The sequence below is a fragment of the Deltaproteobacteria bacterium HGW-Deltaproteobacteria-2 genome, assembly GCA_002840505.1.
Classification (GTDB): Bacteria; Desulfobacterota; Syntrophia; order Syntrophales; family Smithellaceae; genus Smithella.
This window is the reverse complement of the sequence record PHBC01000002.1, coordinates 383,516-408,074: the sequence shown is the minus strand read 5'-3', so window position 1 is coordinate 408,074 and position 24,559 is coordinate 383,516. Positions and strand designations below refer to the sequence as shown.

Annotated in this window: 21 protein-coding genes and 1 pseudogene; 20 read left to right on the top strand and 2 right to left on the bottom strand. The window is 42.1% G+C overall.

Annotation, left to right across the window (positions count from 1 at the left end; translation table 11 throughout):
* Nucleotides 1-67: 67 nt before the first annotated feature.
* Together CVU62_06200 and CVU62_06195 are read right to left on the bottom strand one after the other, a co-directional pair.
* Nucleotides 68-1,243 (bottom strand): hypothetical protein, encoded by a 1,176-nt coding sequence (locus tag CVU62_06200; GenBank protein ID PKN38434.1) that lies wholly within the window; start codon nucleotides 1,241-1,243, stop codon nucleotides 68-70.
* Between the two features lie 26 nt (nucleotides 1,244-1,269).
* On the bottom strand, nucleotides 1,270-2,343 hold the full coding sequence (locus CVU62_06195) for a hypothetical protein (GenBank protein ID PKN38433.1): 1,074 nt from the start codon (nucleotides 2,341-2,343) through the stop codon (nucleotides 1,270-1,272).
* A gap of 402 nt (nucleotides 2,344-2,745) precedes the next feature.
* On the opposite strand from CVU62_06195, the gene CVU62_06190 reads away from it, so the two are divergent.
* The 20 genes and pseudogenes from CVU62_06190 to CVU62_06095 all read left to right on the top strand — a co-directional run bounded on the left by CVU62_06190 (nucleotide 2,746) and on the right by CVU62_06095 (nucleotide 24,475).
* Entirely contained in the window at nucleotides 2,746-2,913 is a 168-nt protein-coding gene (locus CVU62_06190; protein ID PKN38432.1) for a Flp family type IVb pilin, read from the top strand.
* Between the two features lie 258 nt (nucleotides 2,914-3,171).
* Complete coding sequence (locus CVU62_06185; GenBank protein ID PKN38431.1) at nucleotides 3,172-3,693, top strand: prepilin peptidase; 522 nt, start codon at nucleotides 3,172-3,174, stop codon at nucleotides 3,691-3,693.
* Between the two features lie 329 nt (nucleotides 3,694-4,022).
* Complete coding sequence (gene cpaB, locus CVU62_06180) at nucleotides 4,023-4,865, top strand: Flp pilus assembly protein CpaB (protein ID PKN38430.1); 843 nt, start codon at nucleotides 4,023-4,025, stop codon at nucleotides 4,863-4,865.
* An 8-nt stretch (nucleotides 4,866-4,873) separates the two neighbouring features.
* A complete protein-coding gene (locus CVU62_06175; protein PKN38585.1) occupies nucleotides 4,874-6,367 on the top strand; it encodes a pilus assembly protein CpaC in 1,494 nt (497 codons plus the stop codon).
* A gap of 11 nt (nucleotides 6,368-6,378) precedes the next feature.
* A complete protein-coding gene (locus CVU62_06170) occupies nucleotides 6,379-6,660 on the top strand; it encodes a hypothetical protein (protein PKN38429.1) in 282 nt (93 codons plus the stop codon).
* Nucleotides 6,661-6,680: 20 nt separating this feature from the next.
* Nucleotides 6,681-7,118 (top strand): pilus assembly protein, encoded by a 438-nt coding sequence (locus tag CVU62_06165; GenBank protein PKN38428.1) that lies wholly within the window; start codon nucleotides 6,681-6,683, stop codon nucleotides 7,116-7,118.
* Nucleotides 7,119-7,132: 14 nt separating this feature from the next.
* Nucleotides 7,133-8,137, top strand: a complete 1,005-nt coding sequence (locus tag CVU62_06160) for a hypothetical protein (GenBank protein PKN38427.1) — start codon at nucleotides 7,133-7,135, stop codon at nucleotides 8,135-8,137.
* A 51-nt stretch (nucleotides 8,138-8,188) separates the two neighbouring features.
* A complete protein-coding gene (locus tag CVU62_06155; protein ID PKN38426.1) occupies nucleotides 8,189-9,349 on the top strand; it encodes a hypothetical protein in 1,161 nt (386 codons plus the stop codon).
* A gap of 84 nt (nucleotides 9,350-9,433) precedes the next feature.
* Nucleotides 9,434-10,714, top strand: a complete 1,281-nt coding sequence (locus CVU62_06150; GenBank protein ID PKN38584.1) for a pilus assembly protein CpaF — start codon at nucleotides 9,434-9,436, stop codon at nucleotides 10,712-10,714.
* A gap of 11 nt (nucleotides 10,715-10,725) precedes the next feature.
* The gene (locus CVU62_06145; protein ID PKN38583.1) at nucleotides 10,726-11,679 is read left to right on the top strand and encodes a pilus assembly protein; all 954 of its coding nucleotides are present in this window, start codon (nucleotides 10,726-10,728) and stop codon (nucleotides 11,677-11,679) included.
* A gap of 12 nt (nucleotides 11,680-11,691) precedes the next feature.
* The gene (locus CVU62_06140; GenBank protein ID PKN38425.1) at nucleotides 11,692-12,639 is read left to right on the top strand and encodes a pilus assembly protein; all 948 of its coding nucleotides are present in this window, start codon (nucleotides 11,692-11,694) and stop codon (nucleotides 12,637-12,639) included.
* 15 nt (nucleotides 12,640-12,654) lie between these two features.
* A complete protein-coding gene (locus tag CVU62_06135) occupies nucleotides 12,655-13,749 on the top strand; it encodes a hypothetical protein (GenBank protein PKN38424.1) in 1,095 nt (364 codons plus the stop codon).
* 294 nt (nucleotides 13,750-14,043) lie between these two features.
* Nucleotides 14,044-14,454 carry a hypothetical protein gene (locus CVU62_06130; GenBank protein PKN38582.1) on the top strand — a complete coding sequence of 137 codons (411 nt, stop codon included), beginning with the start codon at nucleotides 14,044-14,046 and terminating at the stop codon, nucleotides 14,452-14,454.
* Between the two features lie 106 nt (nucleotides 14,455-14,560).
* A complete protein-coding gene (locus CVU62_06125) occupies nucleotides 14,561-15,535 on the top strand; it encodes a hypothetical protein (GenBank protein ID PKN38423.1) in 975 nt (324 codons plus the stop codon).
* 107 nt (nucleotides 15,536-15,642) lie between these two features.
* A complete protein-coding gene (locus CVU62_06120; protein ID PKN38422.1) occupies nucleotides 15,643-17,394 on the top strand; it encodes a hypothetical protein in 1,752 nt (583 codons plus the stop codon).
* Between the two features lie 371 nt (nucleotides 17,395-17,765).
* Nucleotides 17,766-18,638 (top strand): radical SAM protein, encoded by an 873-nt coding sequence (locus CVU62_06115; GenBank protein PKN38421.1) that lies wholly within the window; start codon nucleotides 17,766-17,768, stop codon nucleotides 18,636-18,638.
* A 17-nt stretch (nucleotides 18,639-18,655) separates the two neighbouring features.
* A complete protein-coding gene (locus CVU62_06110) occupies nucleotides 18,656-19,477 on the top strand; it encodes an HlyC/CorC family transporter (GenBank protein ID PKN38420.1) in 822 nt (273 codons plus the stop codon).
* The gene (gene lnt, locus CVU62_06105) at nucleotides 19,478-21,037 is read left to right on the top strand and encodes an apolipoprotein N-acyltransferase (protein PKN38419.1); all 1,560 of its coding nucleotides are present in this window, start codon (nucleotides 19,478-19,480) and stop codon (nucleotides 21,035-21,037) included.
* 9 nt (nucleotides 21,038-21,046) lie between these two features.
* Nucleotides 21,047-22,141, top strand: a pseudogene (locus tag CVU62_06100) (peptide chain release factor 2).
* A gap of 318 nt (nucleotides 22,142-22,459) precedes the next feature.
* Nucleotides 22,460-24,475: a lytic transglycosylase gene (locus CVU62_06095; GenBank protein PKN38418.1), complete on the top strand. Its 2,016-nt coding sequence runs from the start codon at nucleotides 22,460-22,462 to the stop codon at nucleotides 24,473-24,475.
* Nucleotides 24,476-24,559 lie beyond the last annotated feature (84 nt).

Below are 24,559 nucleotides of genomic sequence, written 5' to 3'. Positions count from 1 at the left end.
TTTAATTAGTTCTTTGAAATATATAAGAGTGTTCCTATGCTGGCTGTTTTTCATTCAGACTGAGTTGTTAAACTTTTACCTTTGCTTTAATATAAAAATTCCTTATTAATAGATAATTTATTAATAGAGCAGGAACCATCCATATGATCCATTTTTCACTACGAGCAGAAAAAACAGTAACCCATGCCATTAAACTAATTAGATAGTATAGAAAAATCATAAATTCTGAATAGGGACGCAGAGGCGCGTTAATAAGCCAGACACTAGCCTGGATGATTGCTACAATGAGCAATAGATAATCGTTACTCCACACATAAAACGTAGTCATTAGTGAAACAAAGAGCAGGAGAGGTACTTGCTCGGCCCATACCCATTTCGCGTAGTTACGATGCCAATAATAGAAGAACCATACGGTTCCCACTATTGTTGGAAAAAACTGAAGAAAGAGTTTTTCTTTTCCCCATATCGATCTCAACCAATATCCTAGAGTAGGCGTTTGCCAATCATACTGGAATGAATGGGCCAATATTTCTGTGTAATATTGAAAGAAAATGTCATGGTTATAAAACAGTGGTATTGCTGTTATAAAGAAAGTTGCGCATCCCGCTCCTAATAAGATGCCCCATCTCCGCTTATAAACAATCCAAAAAAGAAGTGCTATAAAAAATAAATATGAATCCTGTGGTTTTATGCCAAGTAAGCACACAAATACTCCGGCCAGGAACCACTTCTTTCGCCTTTCGAAGTGTAAGAAGCCCACAATTCCAAGAAGAATGAGAGGGACAATCTGCCCCCTTGCAAAGGTATAATAAAGGGGTACATAAGTAAAAAGGATCAAAAGGCCCCAATTTCGATCCCTATCTGTACCTCCGTATAATTGCCATAGCCAGATCGAACAAATTAACATGCAGATAAAAAGAAATAATAACCAAAGAAACTTGCCCAATAGATAATTTTCTAAAGTAAAAGGAATAATATATGTAAAGACCCACGGTGGATTATACATCACGGTGGGGCTTTTATCAGTCGAACCCACCGATGTTTGCAGAGCAAATATTTGATCCGCTTGATACGGATTCTGTCCATCGATTAAGAGGTGAGTTGATGCCCAGTAAGCAGTAAAGTCTTTGCCCATTTTGCTAAGAGGCCACTGATTATAGAACTCTTTTAGAAATAGCGTTAAGAATAATATTATTGCAATTAAACAAAAAATTTGGATTATTTTTCTTGCGTTAGTTCTCATTTCGGATATTCAAAATACTTTCGTTATTATTTATTTTTCCGCTGCTGAAACGGTTGCCAAAGTTGCCTGAAAACATGTGGCAAATGTAGTAATCCAAGAGGCATGACAAATACATACATCAAACCCCAGTATATATTAAACGGTAGTCCTACGATCGAAAAAGCCAGAAGATATATGACTACTGTGCAGGTAATCCTTATTCCTGCTGAGTCCCGCCAACATGCAAGGCCAAAAAGAGCCAGCGGCAAAATAATCGCGATAATCCATGGTGGTGATAAGATAAGTAGAGGATGCATCTGGGCAGTGTCCAAAACGAAGGGCCAGCCGCCAAAAACAATCCAACCGCCCTGCAGAACTTTATCATTTTCTGTAATCAGTTTGCTGACAATTGACCAATGAATCAGTAATTCACCGCCAAAACAAAGAATTCCTATAAACCAGAGCAGGGCTTCCCTGCGCTGGCTTTCCATATATGCCATGATCATCATTACGAATACAAACGGAAGAGACAATTCCCTCAGGAAAAGGGCCGTAAGGCCTGCCGCCACAGAAGCATAGCGCCATCCCCGAGCATGAACTGCTAGAGATAGGGCAATGAGTGTTCCTGCCCAGAACTCGTGCGTCAGGAAAGGGCCGGGGACAAGGCTGAAAATTACAGGGCCGGACATAATCAAACCGCCGAAAAAGATCTGCCAGAAGGTATACTGGTTTTGATGGAAAACCGTCATCCAGATCAACAGGGTTGTCATTGCCAGAATAAACGCAATTATCTGGCCTGTCCTCAAAGATGGGAGCTTTCCTAAAAACCAGGCTAAGACAGGTAAACGCCAGTTAAAAACACTGGCGGTGGTGTAACCCATTTTACGCAGTTCATGTCCGGCAGCCGAATAATAGTTTTCGCCCGCGTGAATTTTTTCCACGATAGTCTGGTAGCACTTTAAATCTGCATCTGTTTTTTTTTGCCCTTCTGAGTCAGGTAGGGGATGGAAGACGACAAGACCGTACAATATTGAAGCAATAAGGATGGTTATTATAAAAGCAGAGCGTAAAGCATTAAAATTAGAAGAATTACAATAGCTTAGTTTGGAAGATTCATTCATGCTTTGTTGTTCCCATCATTAAAACCATCGGCTGTATTGACCAATACAATATTAAATTCTTATCACATCTTAAATTAAAATTCAGTAAGCCGTAATGGATAAATTTTAGAAAAATTGTACCAAGGTACAATAGCACTATAACTTAAAATGTATAATGCTACAAACCATTAAATTAATTTAATTTTTTTAAAAAAATATGTTGACAATAATCTGAAATGTAATAAAATTCAAAAAAAAAGAGTCAAAAAAGGCATAAACTTTTATATTCAACAAAAGAATTATTTGTCTAATTTAAAAACGCGTAATAGGGCGGTAGGTTTTTTTTGATAAAATAAGCTATTGTTAGGCGACCAAAATGGCCGTTGATTTTAATAAAAAAATTTTACATGAGGAGGTAGTGTGATGAAAGCAATTAAAAGATTTTTTAAGGACGAAGAAGGCGTAACGGCGATTGAATATGGACTCATTGCAGCGGGTATCGCTATTGCTATTGTGGCAATAGTATTTGCTGTTGGCACTCAGCTCAATACAAAGTTTGACTCAGTATATAAATGTCTTGGTGGCACCTAAGGTGCAATCTCTTTGCCAGCTAAAAAAACCCAAAATATTTTGAGGGCACAGGGGGGAAGCTTCTTTCGGGTAGCCGCAAAGTTCGTGGCATAGCCCGATGGCATTTTAATATTGATAGAAAAAAAGTCACTGGCATGATCGCCCTGATCATGCCAGTGAATTCATTTTTATTTGCCATGAACTTAGGCTTTATGAGATGGTGATATTCGCCTTCAACTGCAGACAAACGGAAATTAAGGAGCAAGCAATTTGGGGGCGATGATTTTCACTGTGGGGAATCTACTGTTATTGTGCGTGCTGATTATTGCCATGATAACAGACATCCGCAGTAATCGAATTCCCAATTGGCTTACGTTTCCTGCCATGATTATGGGGCTTGGTTTCAATTTTATTTCAGCCGGGGCTTATGGTCTTCTGTTTGGTATTGAAGGACTTCTTCTTGGAATAAGTCTTTTTATTATTATTTATATTTTAGGTGGCATGGGAGCGGGAGACGTTAAGTTAATGGGCGCAGTGGGAGCCACGCTCGGGCCGCAAATGGTTCTTTGGGCGGCTTTCTACACTGCCATTATCGGTGGTATCTATGCGCTTGCAGTTATTGCGTTTCATTCACGCACAAAGGCAACGAGAACAGCACTTATAGAGACAATTAAGGGAATTGTTTATTCCCGAAGTTTAAAGTATAATAAACCTAATAATGAAGAAAACCCACCAAAGCTCTGTTATGGTGTGGCAATTGCTATTGGTACGATTGCGGCGGTCATTCTGAAGACGGGATAACTTTGGTGCGATATATATTCGTCATGAAGAAGGTTTCATAATATAAAAAATGTAATTCATATCCTTCGCTAGCGGAGGTGTCCCGTAGGGACGGAGGTGGATTTCTTAAAATTAGTTGTACGGACGTGTCCACCCCCTTAATCCCCCGCCAGCGGGGGATAGAAAGGGAGAGTTCCCCCGTCGGCGGGGGGCAGAAAGAGTACTGGATTCCCGCCTTCGCGGGAATGACAAAAAGGGCACTGGATTCCCGTTTTCACGGGAATGACAAGATGAAAGCGGCACAGGATAAATTCTACGTTTAGTATTAGGAGAGGAGGAAGAATGAGGCGATGAATAAAAACTTATCTTTGATTATACTGGTTGCGGGAATAATCGTAGCCCTTCTGGCTGGTGTCGGCACTTATACCTGGCTTCATAAGCGAACAGCCGTTCAGAGTCAAACGGCTGCAACCCAGCCGGTGGTGGTTGCGGCGACCGACCTTTCGTGGGGCAAGGTGTTGGACGCGTCACAGGTAAAAACCGCTTCTTTCCTCACGTCCAGCATGCCTCAAGGATGCTTTACCAAGCCATCGGAAGTGGCGGGAAGAACACTTCTTTACCCGGTAAAGGCAGGAGAGCCGCTGTTCGAGACTCAGCTTGCGCCGACATCTGTTAAAGTTGGAGGAGTAAGCGCTCTTATCTCCCAGAATAAAAGGGCTATGGCGGTTAAAGTGGACAAGGTAATTGGAGTATCCGGCTTTATTAATCCGGGAAACCACGTTGATGTTCTGGTGACAATTGAAAATCTTACCAAAACCGTTTTGGAAAACATACTTGTTCTGACAGTAGGACAGCAGATGGAAAGGGCCGGGACTCAGGAAAAGCCGGTTCCTGTGGACGTTATCACTATGGAATTGACATCCGTCGAAGCAGAAAAATTAGCCCTGGCCGCTTCAAACGGCAAAATAATGCTCGCTCTTCGCAATCCGACAGACACAAATTCAGTGGTGACCAGGGGTGTAACGGTGCCTGTGCTTCTTTCTTCACTCGGCGCTCCTGTTGGGGTTGCGGCGAAATCGCCGGTCATTCATAAGTCAGTAACCGTTATCAATACAACCAAGCCTGTGTATGTGGTTGAGGGTATCAAAGGCGGAGTGGTAACAGAATACAAGTTTAATAAGGAGGGAGAATAATGAGACTAATGAAAAGAGGAAATAAAATAGTCCTTCTGATACTTCTTGTATTCTTTTCGATCCTTCCGATTGCCGGCATGGCCGCCGGTCCGGAACGTATAAGCATGAACAATGCAAATCCCGATAATCTTACAATAATTTCCGGAAAATCAGTAATTCTTGAAAGTCAGAATCCAATAAAGAGGTTCTCAATTGCGGAACCAAAGATCGCGGATGTTATCGTTCTTACACCGCGGCAGATATATCTTACGGGGAAAACGCCGGGAGTAACAAGCCTCAGCTTCTGGGGTGATGGTGATAAGCTTTCCGCGGTCTTTGACGTAGAGGTAACACCTGATGTGGCTTCTCTGAAAGAGAAACTTCACAAAGTCTTTCCTAATGAAAAATATATTAATGTTACGTCAACGCAGGACAGCATAATTCTTTCCGGCACTATTTCTAATGCATCAAATCTTTCTCAGGTGCTCGCTATAGCCGGTTCATATGCGCCTTCGGGAAAAGATAAACAGAAAGTTATCAATCTTATGGAAGTGGGAGGCGTTCAGCAGGTTATGCTGGAAGTGAGAGTCTCCGAAATGTCCAAATCACTTGGCCGGAAACTGGGCATCAATTTCAGCGCGATAGGCCGTGCGGGGAGAGATGGAAGCATTTCTTTTTTGAGTAATCTTATTGCACCGGCAAGAGCCTATTCAATTTTAGCAGATGGAAGTATGTCGCTTCTCAGCAATCCTATTGTCCCAGCCGCAATTCCTTCCAGTCTTCTCAGTCTCACAAAGATAAGCAGGGATGTTACGTGGACAGCGCTGGTGGATGCCCTCAAGGAAAGTGGTTATATAAAGGTGCTCGCGGAGCCGACACTCATCACCATGACCGGTAAGAAAGCTAATTTCCTTGCGGGAGGAGAATTTCCTGTCCCCGTTCCGCAGCAAAGTGCTATCAGCGGTGGTTCATCGATAATTACCATAGATTACAAAACCTTTGGTGTAGCTCTTAACTTTACACCTACCGTTCTGGGTAACGGCAGAATCAGCATGGAGGTGGCGCCGGAAGTTTCTGATCTGGATTTCACGAACTCCATTCAGCTTATGGGCTACGTTGTGCCGGGTCTCACGGTTAGAAGAGTTTCAACAACCGTGGAGCTTGCCGATGGCCAGAGCTTCGCCGTTGCCGGTCTTCTCAAGGATGATGTACGGGAAGCAATAAAGAAAGTACCCCTTCTCGGCGATATCCCCATCCTTGGTGTTCTCTTTAGAAGCTCTGAATTTCAAAAGAGTGAAACGGAACTGGTCATCATCGTGACGCCCCATCTCGTTAAACCAATTGATATGGCAAAGCAGACCTTACCAACTGATCAGTTTGTGGAACCCAACGATCTGGAATTTTACCTGCTTGGCCGGGAAGAAGGGCTCTTCGGTGGACAGACAAAAACGAGTTCAGGCTCTCAGCCTTCAGTTAGTGGCGGGGGCGGCCTAGATGGCGACTTTGGTCATATTATTCCATAAGGAGGCACACAATGAGACGAATTATATTTTTATCTTCCTGTGCAATAGCAGTCATTATTCTTATGAGTGGGTGCGCTGCCAGCAGGCTTGATGCGGATTTCGGGACGTCATACAAATTGATGAAGATCAATCAGATAATGAATCCCAATGCGGAAAAAAATCTGGCGCCCGTTTACGGCGTGAACGGAACTGTAGCTGAGATTGTGATGGACAATTATAAGGCTGGTTTTAAAGAAAAAGCGCCTGCGGCAAACTACGTATTCTCTGTCGGCGGTGTGGGAGCAGGGCAGTGATATTAAGCAGGGGTTAAGATATGAAAAAGCCCGATGAACGAGGTGTTTCAGCCGTAGAGTTTGCACTGCTACTACCGGTGTTGGTGCTTATCCTTTTTGGCATAATTGAATTCGGCCTGATTATTTATAATAAGGCGGTAATCACTAATGCGAGCAGAGAAGTAGCCCGGGCGGGAATTACGCAGGGGGCGGATATCACAAACATAAAAACAGATATTGTTAATAAGTACAGTAACAATCTCATTACTTTCAGCGCAGTCAAACTTACTGTAAGCGATATTGTCCTTAACCCAGTCGACGGCTGTGCACATTGGACCCCAGCCTTTAGCAATCCCATACAGGTTACTGTCAGCTATAACTATAATTTCTTGGTGCTTGCCCCTATTATGGGACTTTTTGATGGTAGTTGGAACTCCACTTTTCCCCTTGAGGCCATAACAACCATGAGATGCGAGTAAATTGGGAGGCAGATATGAATGATAATATTCCCAAACTTTTAAATGATAGAGGAGTGACGGCCATTGTAGTGGCGCTTTTGATGATTGTGTTCCTCGGAATTGCCGCCCTTGCAGTGGACATAGGTTACAATGTAATGGTCAAAAACCAGCTTCAAAATGCCGCCGATGCGGCAGCCCTCGCTGGTGCGCGCCAGCTTGGTGAAATCTACAAAACCAAAAATTCTGTGACTGATCCTGAAAAAAGTAATGTGATACAAATAGTTAAAGACACTGCTTCCTCTAATAAAGCGGCAGGTGTAAGTGTAACTGTAACTGATGCTGACATTATATTGGGAGATTGGAATCCCGCTGATAAAACTATTATTAATGTTGCCGCACCCCATGCTGTTCAAGTAAACGCTAAAAATGATAATATTCATACTTTTTTTGCACGCATTTTCGGAAAGGATATTGTTGGAGCAAAAGTTAAAGCTACAGCATCACTTAGCGCAGAGTGTTCCGGAACCCCAGAGGTCCCATTGGGTATTTCGACTGTATGGCAATGTAACGACAGAATAGAATTATATCCGTCAAAAAGTAGTTGTGCTGGCTTTACAGCTTTTTCAACTAAATGGAAAAAAAATGATGCAGTAGCCATTCTCCAATGCGTTTTAGATGGCGGAAGTAGTTGTGGCGGTAATATAACTCTGCCAATCAGTGCAGATTTCAATGGTGGTACAAATGAGGACTTACTCACGAATCCAAATAAGACGACTTTTGAGAAAATACTAGCTGAAAAAGGTGGTTCATGGGAAACCCAAGCAGTTGTTTATGAGGCAGGTGACACACCTGGTAATTGCACCAACCCTAACGGCTTATACCCCATTAAAGGTTTTGTCACTTTAACAATTACGAAAATAGAGCAATCAGGTGAAATAGTGGCAGACGTTGATTGCGGTTACAGTGAACCGGAAAGAGGTTGTGGATCCGCATTTGGTGGGATATATGTTTATGGCGCTATCCCCGCATTGGTCCAATGAGGATTCGATGCGACAGAGAAAGTTGATTTGCAGGAAGGAAAATAAAAAATAATGGGAACTGATGCATTGACAGTGCGGTTGGAGAATGTCAACTTCCGAACGAAAGAAGAATTTATTGAAATAATTCGTTCGGTCAAGGGACTTGAACTCGTTGATTTAACCGGCCGTTGCAATTTATTGATTCTTGAAATAGGCCGTGATTCGGAAAAAGATTTCCGTCGCATAAGTGAAATTCAGGCATCGGGAGAAGCAGACGAGATTTTTCTTACAGCTCTTCAGGTAGATTCCAATATGTTGATCAAAGCACTCCGCTCAGGAGTGAAAGAATTTATCCCACAGCCACTCAAGAAAGACGAAGTGGTGGAAACACTCCATAAATTCCTTCAAAAAAAGTTAGAGAAAAGGGACGCATCGTCAAAATCGACAAAGGGGAAAGTTTTTACCGTCTTCGGAGCAAAGGGCGGTGTCGGAACATCGACAATTGCTGTCAACCTGGCAACGGCTATGGCGCAGTTCAAAGGTAATCCTTCCGTCGCACTGGTGGATATGAATCTCCTTTCCGGCGATGTTCCGCTCTTTCTCAATATGAAATCAGTTTTTAACTGGGTCGAAGTTGCACGTAACATCTCGCGACTGGACGCCACATATCTTATGACCATTATTCAGAAGCACGCAAGCGGGTTGCATGTACTGCCGGCGCCTGTCATGATGGCGGATGATACCTGCATGTCGCCCGATTTGATAACCAAAGTGGAAAAGGTGCTCGACCTCATGCGGACCATCTTTGATTTCGTTGTTATTGACGGCGGTCTATTGCTGGGGCACGTATCGACATACCTTATCGGCATATCGGATAAGGTGTTGCTCGTTACTATACCGAGTCTTCCGGGAATAATAAACACAAAGAAACTTCTTGATGCTTTTCATGAGCTTGGATACCCGACCGGGGATACGATAGTGGTGATGAACCGCTATAATCAAAAATCGGGTATTTCCATAGATGAAGTACGCAAGATCATCAAGAGGGACATACGCTGGAGTATACCCAACGACTATAAAAGTACGATGAACGCTATAAATACAGGTGTTCATCTTTTAAAGAGTGCTCCAAACACAGATATAACAAAAAAAATTATTGAAATAGCAGCGGATCTTTCAAAAGGAGAGTTCCGCAAGGATAAAGAAAAGAAATCTTTTTTTGACCGATTCTAAGATTGGGCACTACCGGCGCTACGGGAGGAAAATTTGGATATAAAGCGACAACAGACTTTTACGCAGACTAATGAATATAACGAGATGAAGGTAAAGCTCCATGAGCGTCTGCTGGATATTATCGATCTTTCTATTATTGATTCTCTGGATAAGGTTACACTTAAACGGGAAATAAGGAAGGCAATAGAATATCTCTTCGCTCAGGGCGAGGTTACACTTCCCTTGAATGCCAGGGAAAAGGAAATTCTGTATCAGGAGATACAGGATGAACTACTGGGACTTGGTCCGATAGAGCCATTTATGCACGATCCGACTGTCACCGACGTACTGGTGAATACATACAAACAAATCTACGTGGAACGCTCTGGCAAACTTCATCTTACCGTCGCCCGTTTCAAGGATGACGCCCATCTTAAAAAGATTATTGACCGGATTGTGTCGGCGGTGGGACGCAGGATAGACGAGTCTTCTCCCATGGTGGATGCCAGACTCCCCGATGGCTCCAGAGTGAATGCCATTGTTCCTCCTTTGGCCATAGACGGCCCCATTCTATCGATCAGGCGCTTCTCAGCAGATCCTCTCGAGATGGAGGATCTTATAACCCTTGAATCGGTCAGCCACGAATTATCGGAATTGCTGCAAGGGATAGTGAAAGCGAGGCTCAACGTACTCATATCCGGCGGTACAGGAACTGGAAAGACCACGCTTCTTAATGTACTGTCACGCTTTATTCCAAGTAACGAGCGCATTGTTACTGTTGAAGATTCGGCGGAACTCCAGCTTAAACAGGAGCACGTTGTGCGTCTTGAGACAAGACCTGCCAATATCGAGGGTGCGGGTGAAATCACCCAGCGAGACCTTGTGCGAAACTGCCTGCGTATGCGGCCGGATAGAATAATTGTGGGCGAAGTGAGAGGCGATGAAGTGCTCGACATGCTTCAGGCCATGAACACCGGCCATGACGGCTCGCTTACCACTATCCACGCCAATTCCCCCCGGGACGCGCTCCTCAGGCTGGAGACTCTTGTGGCCATGTCGGGGCTTAGTATTCCAAACGAAGCGGTGAGAAAGTATGTAAGCTCGGCGTTGGACATAGTCATTCAGGTTGCGCGCCTGATGGATGGTACGAGAAAGATTATTTCTCTACAGGAAGTCATAGGTATGGAGGAAAGGACTATTACCATGCAGGAGATATTCTCCTTCGACCAGGCAGGAGTTGATTCTAAAGGTCAAATTCAGGGAGTGTTCCGTGCGAAAGGTGTGCTGCCCAAATTCTTCGAGAAATTCAGAATTCACGGCGTTCCTGTTCCCTCTGATATATTCAGAACAACCAAAGAAGATATTGTCAGGATGGGGAGGAGATAATGGTTTATTTTATAGCAGCAGTTATCTCTATTGCAGTGTTCTGCATTATAGAAGGTGTTTATCTGGTTCTGCAGGAAAGATCAAACCCTGAAATAAAGCGGATTAAAAAACAGCTAAAGGACCTCTCTAATCAGGAACAAAACCAGTCTGAAGTGTCCTTGCTGGATCATATACGTCCTTTAAGCGATATACCTCAGCTTAACAAACTTCTTTTGAGCATTCCCTTTGCCAAAAGAATGGACCTTTTTTTAATTCAGGCGGATGTTTCTTACACGCTCGGAGTTTTTTTACTGTTTTCCACGGTAATTGCTCTCCTCGGTTTTCTATTGGTTTTAATAATTACCCGGAGCTTTCTGCTTTCGCTTCCCGGGATGGTTTTCGGATTGTTACCTTATTTTGTTATCAAATTTATAAAAGCACGAAGGATGAAGAAATTCGAAGAACAACTTCCGGATGCTCTTGACATGATTGCTCGTTCTCTTAGGGCTGGTCACGCTCTGAGCGGTGGTCTCGAAATGGCGGGACAGGAATTTTCTGAACCATTGGGACCTGAGTTTGCCAGAACGGTCAGACAAATTACTTTCGGTGTCAATTTGGAGCGTGCTCTGCGAAATATGTCAGAGCGTGTGGACTGTCCTGATCTCAAGTTTCTCGTGGTTTCGGTTATGATTCAAAGGGAGAGCGGAGGTAACCTCGGAGAAATAATGGAGAACATTGCAAGAATAATCCGCGAGCGCTTCCAGCTCCGGGGGAAAATCAGAACTCTTGCGGCAGAGGGGAAATTTTCGGCAATCATCCTGATCGCCCTGCCATTTTTAATAGCGTTAGCACTTTTCTTTATTAATCCGGACTACATAAAAGAACTGATTAACGATACTAAGGGGCGGATGATTATTGCCGGGGCGATTGTGATGATGTGTGTGGGTGTTTACTTTATGAAAAGGATAATCGATATAAAGGTGTAGAGGAGTAGCGCAATGACTTTCTTAATAGCGGCGATTGCGTTTCTTGCGGTAGCGCTCATTTTTGTGGGTGCTTATATGTTTTTTCGTGAAAGGGAAGAACAGACGGCGATCACCGAAAAGGCTATTAACTTTTCGGGAATGACTGACGCCGGGGTTGTGCAAGACGAAACAATACTGCCGACGCAACCTGTTGCCCGGCTTTTTGCTCACGTCATTCGTTATTTCGGCAATCTTTTAAAACCTAAAGAAAAGGAAGAAATATCGCTTATTCAGAAAAAATTTCAGAGAGCTGGTTTGAGAAAGAGAAACGTACTTGTATCCTTTTTCGGTTCCAAAGCTATCTGTGCCGTTTGTCTTTCCATGGGATTTGTTGCTGTGATTATGTTATCGGGGATAAAAATCCCGTTTATGGTTATCATAATATTGGTAATATTGCTCAGTCTGTATGGTTTTTACCTTCCTAACTTGTGGCTTTCTATGAAAATAACCCGGCGACAGGGCGTATTTTTACAGGGTTTTCCGGATGCCCTTGACCTTCTTGCCGTTTGTGTTGAAGCCGGTATGGGGCTGGATAGCGCGATCAAGAGGGTGGGAGAAGAAATGCGGCTCAGTAATAAAATCATAAGCGAAGAATTCGGACTACTTAACCTGGAGATGCGCGCGGGCAAGGATCGGAAGGATGCCATGAAAAGCATGGCTGACAGGGTCGACCTTGAAGATGTGAGCAGTTGGGTTACCATGCTGATCCAGACCGATAGATTAGGTACCAGTATTTCTCAGGCTCTCCGGGTTCACTCGGATTCGTTGCGCGTGAAGCGTTCGCAACGGCTGGAGGAAATGGCGGCCAAGGTTCCCGTGAAACTGCTTTTCCCGACTATTTTTTGCATCTTTCCCTCACTCTTCGTGGTAATTTTAGGACCAGCATTTATTAGAATTTTAAGAGTGCTTTCAGAGCGTTAAAAAACTGGAGGAATTATGATGAACAGGAATATTTTAAAAGGAATTATCTGCTGCTGCGCTCTTGTTTTTATTATTTCCGCTTGCGCCACGGTAAAAAACTTTGCCGGCTTTTTTAGGAACACGAACGGGAAAAAGAATAATGAAAAGAAACTGACAACTTTTGCTCAGGCCATGCGACCGGCCAGAGGCAATTCGGATGCTCACTTTTTGTTGGCCCGCTATTATCAGGAAAGGGGAAATCATCATGAGGCGATAATAGAATTTGAGAAAACGCTGGCCATTAACCCGGGCAATGTAAAGGCGCTCAACGCAATGGGAGTTTCCTGCGATTTTCTTAAGCAGTTCGAACGCGCCTTAGATTGCTATCAGGCGGCGCTCAGGCTAGATGCGGATTCTGCCAATATCTACTACAATAATATCGGACAGTCGTTATACCTCCAGGGTAAATATGGGCAGGCAATTGAAGCCTTCAAAAAAGCTGCGGCCTATGACGAAGATTTTCCGAATGCCCGGGTCCATGACAATCTCGGCAAAGCTTATGCCATGTCCGGCCAATATGATCTTGCCGTTGCCGAATTTGATAAAGGCAGTGGCAGCGCTTCCGTTAAATCTTTCATGGATCGCGTGTTGCTTGCAGAGAAGCAGCAGGCGGTAGCCGCGATCGAGTCTGTAACCGCGGGGGCTGAAACAAAAGCTTTTGCTTCGAGAGTTTCAAAATTTTTGGAAGAAAAGCGCGCTTCGATTAATGTGCCGCAAAAACAGCAAGCATCGGGTGATGGAACAAACATTTGTGTTGAAGTCTCCAACGGCAACGGAAAAGATTTCATAGCGAGAGATATGCGGGACTCTCTGATCAGAGAAGGTTTCCGGGTGACCAGAGTAACCAACGGAATTAATGTTGTGCGAACATATATCTATTACGAGAAAGGTTACGCCGAGGAAGCGAAAGCTCTTGCACGCCAGATGCCGGTTGCCGCAAAACTCAAAGAAGTGCAAAGTCTTGATGACCCGGAGATAAAAGTGAAAATCCTTCTGGGTAAAGATATGATTCGGTATATTAAAAATCCTGTGAAAAATTCCTCTCCTCTTAATTCCTGGATTGGAGCCTGAGAGAGTGTCGCTTTGTGTGTCCTCCGCTGGCGGAGGTGTCCCGATGTAGCATCGGGACGGAGGTGGAATTGGAAGAAGTAATTACAGATATTGAAAAATCCACCCCCTTAATCCCCCGCCAGCGGGGGACATAAAAAGCAAAATATCCTTCGCGGGTGGCAAAAGATAAATTCTCCTCCGCTGGCACGAAGTCGGGAGAATTTCCAGGAGGTGTCATGAAGTGGCGGACACAAAAAGCACAATGTCCTCCGCTGGCGGAGGTGGCACGTAGTGACGGAGGTGGAATTGGAAAATATTCCTCTTAACAATTATGGCTATAATAAAGATCTCCAGCCACTGGCACGACGACTAAGAAGAAACTTTACAAAAGCGGAAGCTTGTTTATGGAAATATGCTTTGAAAGCAAAACAATTAAATGGTTATCAATTCAGAAGGCAAAGACCTGTTCTGCGTTATATTGCTGATTTTCTTTGTAAAGAATTAATGTTAATTGTTGAAGTTGATGGGATCACTCATGATAGTAAAACAGCACTTAATAAAGACAAACAACGTGAAAAAGAACTGATTGAGGCTGGATTTAAAATGATCAGATTTACCGATGATGAAGTGCTGAAAAATATTTCAGGCGTTACAGTAGAATTGAGAAAAGTAATTACAGAGATCGAAAAATCCACCCCCTTAATCCCCCGCCAGCGGGGGACATAAAAAGCAAAATATCCTCCGCGGGTGGCAAAAGATAAATTCTCCTCCGCTGGCGGAGGTGTCCCGATGTAGCATCGGGACGGAGGTGGATATAAGGAAAGTAAATGGAATGAACAATAAAAATAATTATTCGGTAAATCTTTTAGTGGTAATTGCGTTGATTATCTTCTGTGGCTGTGCATCAGAAAAAGGTCAACATGTTGTATCAAGTGATTATAAAAAGATGATGGCCCTGCAAAAGCAGAAGGCTTCGGCAACTAGAATGGAGGAGCCGTCTTTACCGATAGTTTATGAGGCGACAGCTGAAAGCTGTGAGAAGCTGGGGGATGCCTACATGAAGCAGGGAGATTCTGTCGCCGCTTTCACCGAATATCAAAAAAGTCTGGAAAAGGATCCTCTCCGATCATCGGCCCGTTACAAATCGGGAATGATTTTTCTCGACAGAGGATTCCCCGAAGATGCTCTTCGGGAGTTTGATCAAATTATTTCCAAAGAACGAGGCAACGCTTCTGCTTACTATGGCAGGGCAAGGGTGAACTTTTCTCAAAAAAAGATGAATCTTGCTAAAAGTGATCTTCGTGAAGCCATTAAACTGAATGATGGGCTTTGGCAGGCGCACGCACTGCTGGGTGTAGTTTTGGATGTCGAAAAAAATGACACTGATGCGGAGAAAGAATATTTGAAAGCGATTGCGATTAAGCCTGATTCTGCTGCGGTATACAACGATTTAGGAATATCCCGGTATGTAACCGGCAAATTTGATAAAGCGGCTGAAGCTTTCCTTAAGGCCTTTAACCTGGATCCTGATAACCGGCGCATTTGCAACAATCTCGGTTTGGCTCTCTACAGACTCGGGAATACAGAAGATGCTCTGGAAGCGTTTAAGCGAGGAGGCAGTGATGCATCCGCGTTCAACAATATAGGATACCTGCAAATGAAAGATAAGGATTATGATAAAGCCATTGCCTCCCTTGAAAAGGCGATAGACGCGAACCCTTCATATTATACGCGGGCGCAGAAAAACCTCGATAAGGTAAAAGCGGCGCTCAAAAAGGCCGATAATAAAGAGCTCCCGGTTAAATAGATTAATAGGTATAAAGTTTCCACTCTAGATAAAAAATTATGACACTTCTAAAGAGGCCTGATAAATAGAAACGCAATAATTAAGATTAATAAACAGGAGAAGAATTCATGAAAAAATTGTTGTTGGTATTGATGGCAATTTTACTGACAGGATTTGTTGCCGGATGCGGTGGTGGCGGAGGAGGGAGTGCTTTTGATGAACTAAATGCAGTCACACTCCAGTCAATAGAGGTGACACCCGTCGGTCCGAGCCTGGCCAAAGGACTTACCCAACAATTCACGGCAATGGGGATTTACTCAGACAGCACTAAAAGAGACCTGACCACTCAGGTGGACTGGAGTTCTTCTAATGAAGACGTTGCGACTATCAGCGCCAGTGGCGGTTTGGCAACCGGCGTAGGTGACGGCTCCTCGACCATTATGGCAACTATTACGACAGACGATGGAACTTTCTCCGGCACTTCCAACCTTACAGTGACATCGGCGGTTATCACTGAAATTAACATTGATCAGCAGGAAATCAGCATTTGCACAGGAATTTCTCAACAGTTCACAGTAACCGGAATTTTTAGTGACAATACTACCCAGGATTTGACCACGCAGGTTATCTGGGGTTCTTTGGATACGGGTACTGCGACAATCACCGGTGGTGGTTTGGCTTACGGTGTGAAGGCCGGTTCTGCGATCATTACAGCGACTATTACTACAGCTGATGGTACTTTTTCCGACACTTCCACTCTGACAGTGACATCGGCAACTCTACAAACCATTGAAGTGACCGCTGACTATCTGAATATTGCCATAGGAGTTAAGGATCAATTATACGCTACAGGGTATGACTCGGATGGTTACTCCTATGATTTGACCGCTCAGGTTGCCTGGACCTCATCGAATACCGGAGTAGCAACCATCAGCATAGACGGCTATGGTGATGAATGGGCGTATGGTGTTAGTGCCGGTAATTCGCTCATTACGGCGACACTCGGCAGTGTTTCCGGAAGTATGACTCTTTATGTGACGACGGCAACGCTCTCATACATAGATGTGACACCTGCTGCTGCAAGCATTGCCAAAGGAACTACACAACAGTTTACAGCTACAGGGTATGACTCAGACGCTAATTCTTATGATTTGACTGCTCAGGTTACCTGGAGCTCATCGAATACCGGAGTCGCGACTATCAGCAATACGGCTCCCAACAATGGCCTTGCCACATCCCTTACTGCCGGTTCCTCAACGATTACAGCAACGCTTGGCAGTCTTTCGGATACTGCCGCTCTTACCGTAAAAAATATAACTCTCAATTCCATTACGGTTACTCCCGCCGGCCCCTCAAGTGCTGTGGGATGGCCTTTGCAATTCACAGCAACAGGGAATTTTTCGGACAGCACAACTCAGGATCTCACAAAGCAGGTGACATGGCTATCTTCAGTAAGTAGCGTAGCGCACATCAGTAATAATTATGCCACTAAAGGTTTGGCCACGCCAACTCACACCGGGACAACAACTATTTATGCCACATTTGTTTTTGGCGGTGTGAGTGTTATAGGGCAAACAACGCTCACCGTGTCAACAGCTTCTTTGTCAAGTATCAGTGTATCATGCTCCCCGAATCCTGTTGATGTCGGAGGGACTTCAAAATGCACGGCAACAGGGAATTTTAGTGGTGGCTTCACTCAAGATATAACAAATTATGTAAACACGACGTGGACATCGAGCAATAATGGGGTTGCGACCGTTGTCAATGTTCCCAAAAAGAACAAGGGACGGGCGAAAGGGATTAGTTCAGGTTCCGTAACTATAACCGCGAATGACAGAAAGGGAAAGATTTCCGGCACAACAACTCTTGCTGTAAACTAAAAGCAATGGAATTCTGCTGCGGTCAGACCGGTTTTGACTGCGGCAGGAATAGCCATTGCTGAGGCAATTATTAAATCATTTGAACAGCGGCATTTATATAACCCCCAAAAGGATTTTAAATGCCGCTGTCTTTATATATAGGTTATTATTCCTTTTTCCATCCAGTTGTTATAAGCCTTTCTTTAAAATGTTTCCCTTATAGCTTGCTTTTTTCATGTGCTCTGATATAAAATTTCACAAATTACGCCTTCTTCGGCTAACTTTGTTGGCACAGCTTGCCCCGCGCATGCGGGGGGAGCCTCCTTGCCGCCGCGTTATCCTTTGAATGCAAAATGGTATTATAAATTGTTAAAGGAAAAACAAAATAAGTTATGGATTATGAAGGATTAATAATAAGACCGCCAAGCGAAGCCTACAGTTTGCTTCTACAGGTAACTGTCGGTTGTTCACACAACAAATGTACTTTTTGCGGAGCCTATCGGCAAAAGAAATTTAAAATTAAATCTTTGGATCAAATTAAAAAAGATCTGCATGAAGCCAGTTCCTATGAGAATGTGGATAGAGTGTTTTTATGCGATGGCGATGCCCTGATCATTCCGCAGCCGCGTCTTGAAGAAATACTTAAGTTAATTAACGCTAACCTACCGAATGTAAACAGAATTGGATCTTATGCCAATGCCAAAAGCATATTAAGAAAAAGTGTTGATGAATTAAAGAAGTTAAGAGATTTAGGCTTAAATATAATTTACCTGGGTGTGGAAACGGGCAATGCTGAATTACTGCAAAAAATCCATAAAGGCGTGACTTACGAACAAATGGTAGAAGCAGGGCGGCGCGTTAAGAAAGCCGGTATAATACTTTCTGTAACTGTGTTGTTGGGATTAGGTGGAATCGAAAAAAGTATTGAGCATGCAATTGATACGGCAAAAATTTTAACCGATATGGATCCGGACTATGTCGGAGCGCTTACCCTGATGTTAATACCGGAAACAGAGATGTATGAGGATTATGTCGCCGGCCGTTTTGTTTTGCCTGATCAATTCGGCTTTATCCGCGAGCTTTATTTGATGATTGCCAACTCCAATTTTACAAATTGTTTCTTCACTTCCAATCATGCTTCGAACTATTTACCTGTAAAAGCATATTTGCCGCGGGAGAAAGAAAAAAAATTAAAAATGATTAGTTCAGTCATCGAAGCAAAAGACCCGGGCCAGATCAGACCGGAACATTTACGCGGCTTATAATTCATGGAGAAGTATTTTTGAATATAACAGAAATTATTCTCAAACTATTTTTCTGGCGCGACAATAAATACATTAAAAGCAAAATTGACGCTGCATTATCCAGTGCGCAAAAGAGCGGTCTGTTAGATCCTTCTTCGCGGGAAATGATAGAAGGCATTCTGGAGTTTACCCATATTTTAGTTCGTGAGTTAATGATTCCACGCACGGAGATTGTTGCTGTGAGCACGGAGGCGACAATTGACGAAATTATTAATGAAGTAATTGAATCAAGGCATACGCGTATTCCCGTTTATCGTGGAACAATTGATAACATTGTCGGCGTCCTGAATGTTAAAGACATGCTTAAATTCTGGTCCAGGCAAATCACCAAGGATGATTTACTGGCTTGTTTGAGTACGCCTTATTACATACCCGAAACAAAAAATACCCATTTGTTGTTTTATGAATTAAAAGAAAACAAGAAACACATGGCTATTGTTATTGACGAGTATGGCGGAACAGCCGGCTTGATTACATTGGAAGATTTGCTCGAAGAAATTGTCGGCGAACTTCGTGATGAACATGAAACAACAAATGTGGCTGATGGAATTTTGCAATTGCCTGATGGTTCAATTATATTCGATGGACGAATAGAAATTGAAAATGTTGAAGAACATTTAAATGTCAGCTTGAAAAAAGGCAAATATGAGACGTTAAGCGGCCTGATATTAAATTCCACCAGAAGAATTCCATTGTCCGGAGAAAAATTTCAAATCGAAGGATTGGAAATTACCATCGAAAATGCTGACGAACGCAGCATTAAAAAAGTAAGAATAAAAAACTCAAAACCAACAGCCTAAATGAAAAATAAAACCAGAACAAAAAATGATTTTCAATTAAAAGCCGGAACGGGATTAACAGGAGATGCTATTTTTTTAGCCGCGTTAAGCGGCTTGTTAATATTTTTATCTTTTCCCAAGTATGGATTCGGCTTTATTGCCTGGATTGCTCTCATTCCTCTGTTTTTTGCTCTCAAGAAGGCAAACACTGTTGCCCAGGGTTTGCTTCTGGGTTTTATCACCGGCGTAGTCGGCTATATCGGAATAATTTATTGGATAACGTTTGTAATTGTCAATTACGGTTATCTGCCTTTATATGCAGGCATTGTTTTGATGCTTCTTCTGGCTTGTTATTTAAGCGCTTATGTATCTTTATTTGCCGGATGCATTATATATTTTCAGGGGAAAATTCCTCTTTATTTGACTGCGCCGGTTTTGTGGATTTGTTTAGAGTATGTTAAATCGATTTTGCTTACGGGGTTTCCATGGGAAAATCTTGGTTATTCTCAGTATCTGAACACTTATTTTATTCAGATTGCCGATGTGACGGGTGTTCTCGGTTTGTCTTTTTTGATAGTTTTAACTAATGCAACAATATTTGAAGTTATCAGTAAAAGAACCGCGAGGGAATATGTTTTGGCAGGCATACTTAGCCTTGTCTTAGCCGGAGTTTATGGGTACGGTATTTATCGTTTAGATCAAGTTAACAAAACAGTGCGCCAATCTCAGGGAATGGAAGTGTCATTAATACAGGGTAATATTGATCAGTCCATAAAATGGAGTGAAAATTACCAGAGAGAAACATTAAATATATACGAACAGCTTTCTTTAAAAAATTCACCGGGAAAGGAGAGTTTGATTGTCTGGCCGGAAACAGCTGTTCCGTTTAAGTTTCAGGATATAAATAGTTTACACGATCAGATTATAAATTTATCTCTTAAATCGAAAAGCTGGTTATTGTTCGGCTCCGTAAGTCAGAACAATGATTATTTCAATAGCGCATACTTATTATCACCTGCCGGTGAAGTTGCAGGCAAGTATGATAAAGTACATCTTGTCCCTTATGGCGAATACGTGCCGTTCAGAAACATTGTGCCTTTTGTTAAAGGGTTTACTGAGGGTATCGGCGATTTCGGCACAGGTGTCGGATATTATCCTTTGTCTATGGGTGATAAGAAAATCGGGGTCTTAATCTGTTACGAAGGGATATTGCCATTTGCCGCGAGAATGTATAAAAACAGATCTGCAGAGTTATTGGTTAATATTACCAATGATGCCTGGTTCGGAGCGACGTCGGCGCCTTTTCAGCATTTTTCCATGTCGGTTTTCAGAGCGGTGGAAACAAGACTCTATCTGGTGAGGGCGGCCAATACGGGTATTTCCGGTATTATTGATCCCGGCGGCAGGATAATCGCGAAAACAGATATTTTCCGGGAAGACGCGTTGAAAGGTTATGTTAAATTCGTCAGTATGCCGACTTTTTACGCTCGATATGGTGATCTTGTTGCGGTAGCTTGTTTTTTGTTAATGATTTTTTATTTTCTGATTAGTATTAAGAGGGAGGGTAAGAAATGCCAGTAGAAAGTATAAATATACAGGATACAGTAATTGATTTGAAAAAGAGAATAAAATATATAGGGGAATGTCTTTGACGTTCCTGAATTGAAATTAAAAATAAAAGATTTGGAAGAGGTATCTTTAAAAAAAGACTTTTGGAATGATCAGGATAATGCCCGTGAAGTTCTGCAGAAAAAAACAAAGCTGACGGAAAAAGTAGAGAAATGGGAAAAGTTCAATAACGAAATAAATGATATCGAAAATCTGGGAAGTATTGCTTTGCAGGAAAAAGATGAGCAAGTACTTCAAGACCTGGCTGGCGAATTGGAAAAATTAAGTTCTGCCGTTTCTCAGGAAGAACTTAAAATGATGCTGAATAGTGAGCAGGATTCCATGAACGCCATTGTTTCCATACATGCCGGGGCCGGTGGAACAGAAGCTCAGGACTGGTCGGAAATGTTATTGCGAATGTATCTACGCTGGGCTGAAAAAAGGAAATTTGTTACAAAAGTAATAGATTATCTTCCCGGAGATGAAGCCGGCGTTAAAAGTGTGTCGTTTACTTTAGAGGGAGAATATGCTTACGGATATGCCAAAGCGGAAAACGGTATTCACAGACTGGTTCGCATTTCTCCATTTGATGCCAGCGCGCGCCGTCATACATCGTTTGCATCAGTTTTCGTTTATCCGGAAGTAGATGATGAAATAAAAATCGAAATTAACGAAGACGATTTGCGCATTGATACTTTTCGTGCCGGCGGCAAGGGTGGTCAGCATGTAAATAAAACTGATTCGGCTGTTAGAATTACTCATTTGCCGACTGGTATTGTCGTTCAATGTCAGAACGAGCGTTCCCAGCATCAAAATAAAGCTATGGCCATGAAGTTTTTGAAGTCAAGGCTTTATGAGAAGGAATTGCAGTTAAAGAATGAAAAAATTGATGAAGAAAATAAATTAAAAAAAGATATCGCCTGGGGAAGCCAGATAAGATCTTACATCTTACACCCGTATAAAATGGTTAAAGACCACAGGACAAACCTGGAAAATAACAATGCCAATAAAGTCCTGGACGGTGATATTGATGAATTTATTCAGGCGTACCTCATGAATGTGACAAATGGCTCTTAACTTACTATTTTCACGGGCAGTTAATGGGTAAGTTAATTATAACATGATTGTCTTAAAAGACTCGAGTAGTGTCTCAATGAAACCTTGTCATATCGACCAGCGGGAGATATCTTGTATCTCCTCACGATCATTAAGATTTCTCGCTTCGCTTCGAAATGACATATTGTATAGATATTTATGAGACACTACACTAGTAATCAGCAATTAATTTTGGGAAAAAACAAAAACTATGCTATACAAAACATCTATAGACATTTATGCGGTCATGAGAAAATATTTTTCTGCCGCATGTTTTGACAAAACGAAGGAGTTGTTTAAATGACGAAAATTAAAAGCGAATGTGTTGCTTATACTATTGTGTTTAGTTTAATTTTTACTCTTTTGCTTGGTTGTGCTCAAGATGTCGCTGTTCGACGGCATGTTAATGTTGCCAAAACTCAAAATGCAGCTGCTCAAAAACCTGTTACTATTACCAGAGATCAAAATGTAAATGTCCAAAAACCTTTGATTATTACCAATTATGAGATTACGAAACAAACAATAAAAAAAGAAGATCCCCCTGTAAAAGAAGAAACTGAATCAGTTGGTCAAGAAGAAGATAATAATTTTTTGAGTTTCAATTCAAACGATAGTTCGACACAACAAAAGTCAAGCAACGAAGATAAACAGGATATGATGGAAAATGCCCTGGAATTACTGGAAGAGGCCGATAAGCTATGGGAGAAGGGAGATATAGAAGAAACATTAGATACTCTTGATGAAGCTTATTCTTTAATACTTGATGCCAATGGTGATGCGTCAATTGCTCAGGAAAAAGATGATTTGCGTCTTTTAATTTCTCAGCGCATCTTAGTTATTTATTCCTCCAGGAAGACTGTTCTTAATGGTAAGAATAGTGAAATACCATTAATAATGAATTCTGATGTGCAAAAGGAAATCAATTCTTTTCAAGGCATAGAACGCGATAACTTTATTGCCGCTTATCAGCGTTCCGGTATGTATCGCTCTACAATATTGCAAGAGCTTAAAAAAGCTGGAATTCCTGAAGAGTTTTTATGGCTTCCACTTGTCGAAAGTTTGTTTAAAATCAAGGCATATTCGAGTGCGCGCGCTCTTGGTTTGTGGCAATTTATTCCTTCAACAGGTTATAAATTCGGCCTCAGTCGCGATGAGTGGATTGACGAACGCATGGACGTGCAAAAATCCACCAAGGCTGCTATCGCTTATTTAAAAGAATTACACAATATGTTTGGTGATTGGCTTACAGCTCTTGCTGCTTATAATTGTGGTGAAGGAAGAGTTCTCAGGGTTATATCCAGACAGCACATAAATTACCTGGACAGTTTCTGGGATTTGTATAGACAATTGCCCAATGAAACGGCTCGTTATGTTCCGAGATTTCTCGCGACGCTTCATATAGTAAAAAATCCACAAAAATACGGATTCGATTTAAGCAATGTGGGTAAACCGATTGCCTTTGAGACTTGCAAAGTAAACAAAATCATGAATTTTAAAGATATTGCAGAAAAAATTGAAGTATCGGAGGAAGTATTAAATTTGCTTAATCCGGAGTTGAGGCATAAGATGACGCCGGACCGGGAATATAATTTAAGACTTCCTGAAGAATCTTTAAATAAATTTAATTTAGTTTACAATGATATTCCACAGGCAGAAAAGTCGCGTTTTGTTTTTGCTGAGACTCAGACTCGCCACGGTAGCAAGCAGTTTATAAAACATCGTGTGAGAAGAGGTGAAACTGTATATTCAATTGCCAAAAAATATCATGTTTCCGTCGCCAGTATTCGATCACATAATAGATTAAGTTCTAAGAAGAAGCTGGTTCAGGGAAGAAGACTTACAATTCCAGTGAAAACAGGGAACAGCTATGCGGAAAAATTCAATTCCAAAAAGAAAGATAAAGGGGAAAAAGTTGCCTCTTCAGGGCGATATAAGGTAAAAAAAGGGGAAACCCTGTCGATGATTTCTCGCCGTTTTTCGGTTTCATCGGCTCAAATAAAAGAATTAAACAACTTAGGAACGGATAAAATAAACGCGGGACAAACATTAAAACTTCCCTCAAATAAATCCGATGCGGATATAGAAGAAAACGATCAAGATGTTAAAAAATCGGTAAAGAAAACCAAAGGTAATAAAACGGAATTATCATCAAATGATTCCGAAAAATCAGAAACGAATAAATATGTTGTTGAAAAAAATGATAGTTTGCACAGCATTGCGAAAAGAAATAATGTCAATGTGGCCAAACTAATGAAGTTAAATAAAATATCCCTTGATGAAAAATTAGTTCCGGGACAAATATTGATAGTTAAATAATGTTAAAGAAAACAATAGTATGCGGCTTATAATATACGGCCGATAATTTAATTTACTTGACAAAAAAATAAAGTTTTGTTAGTT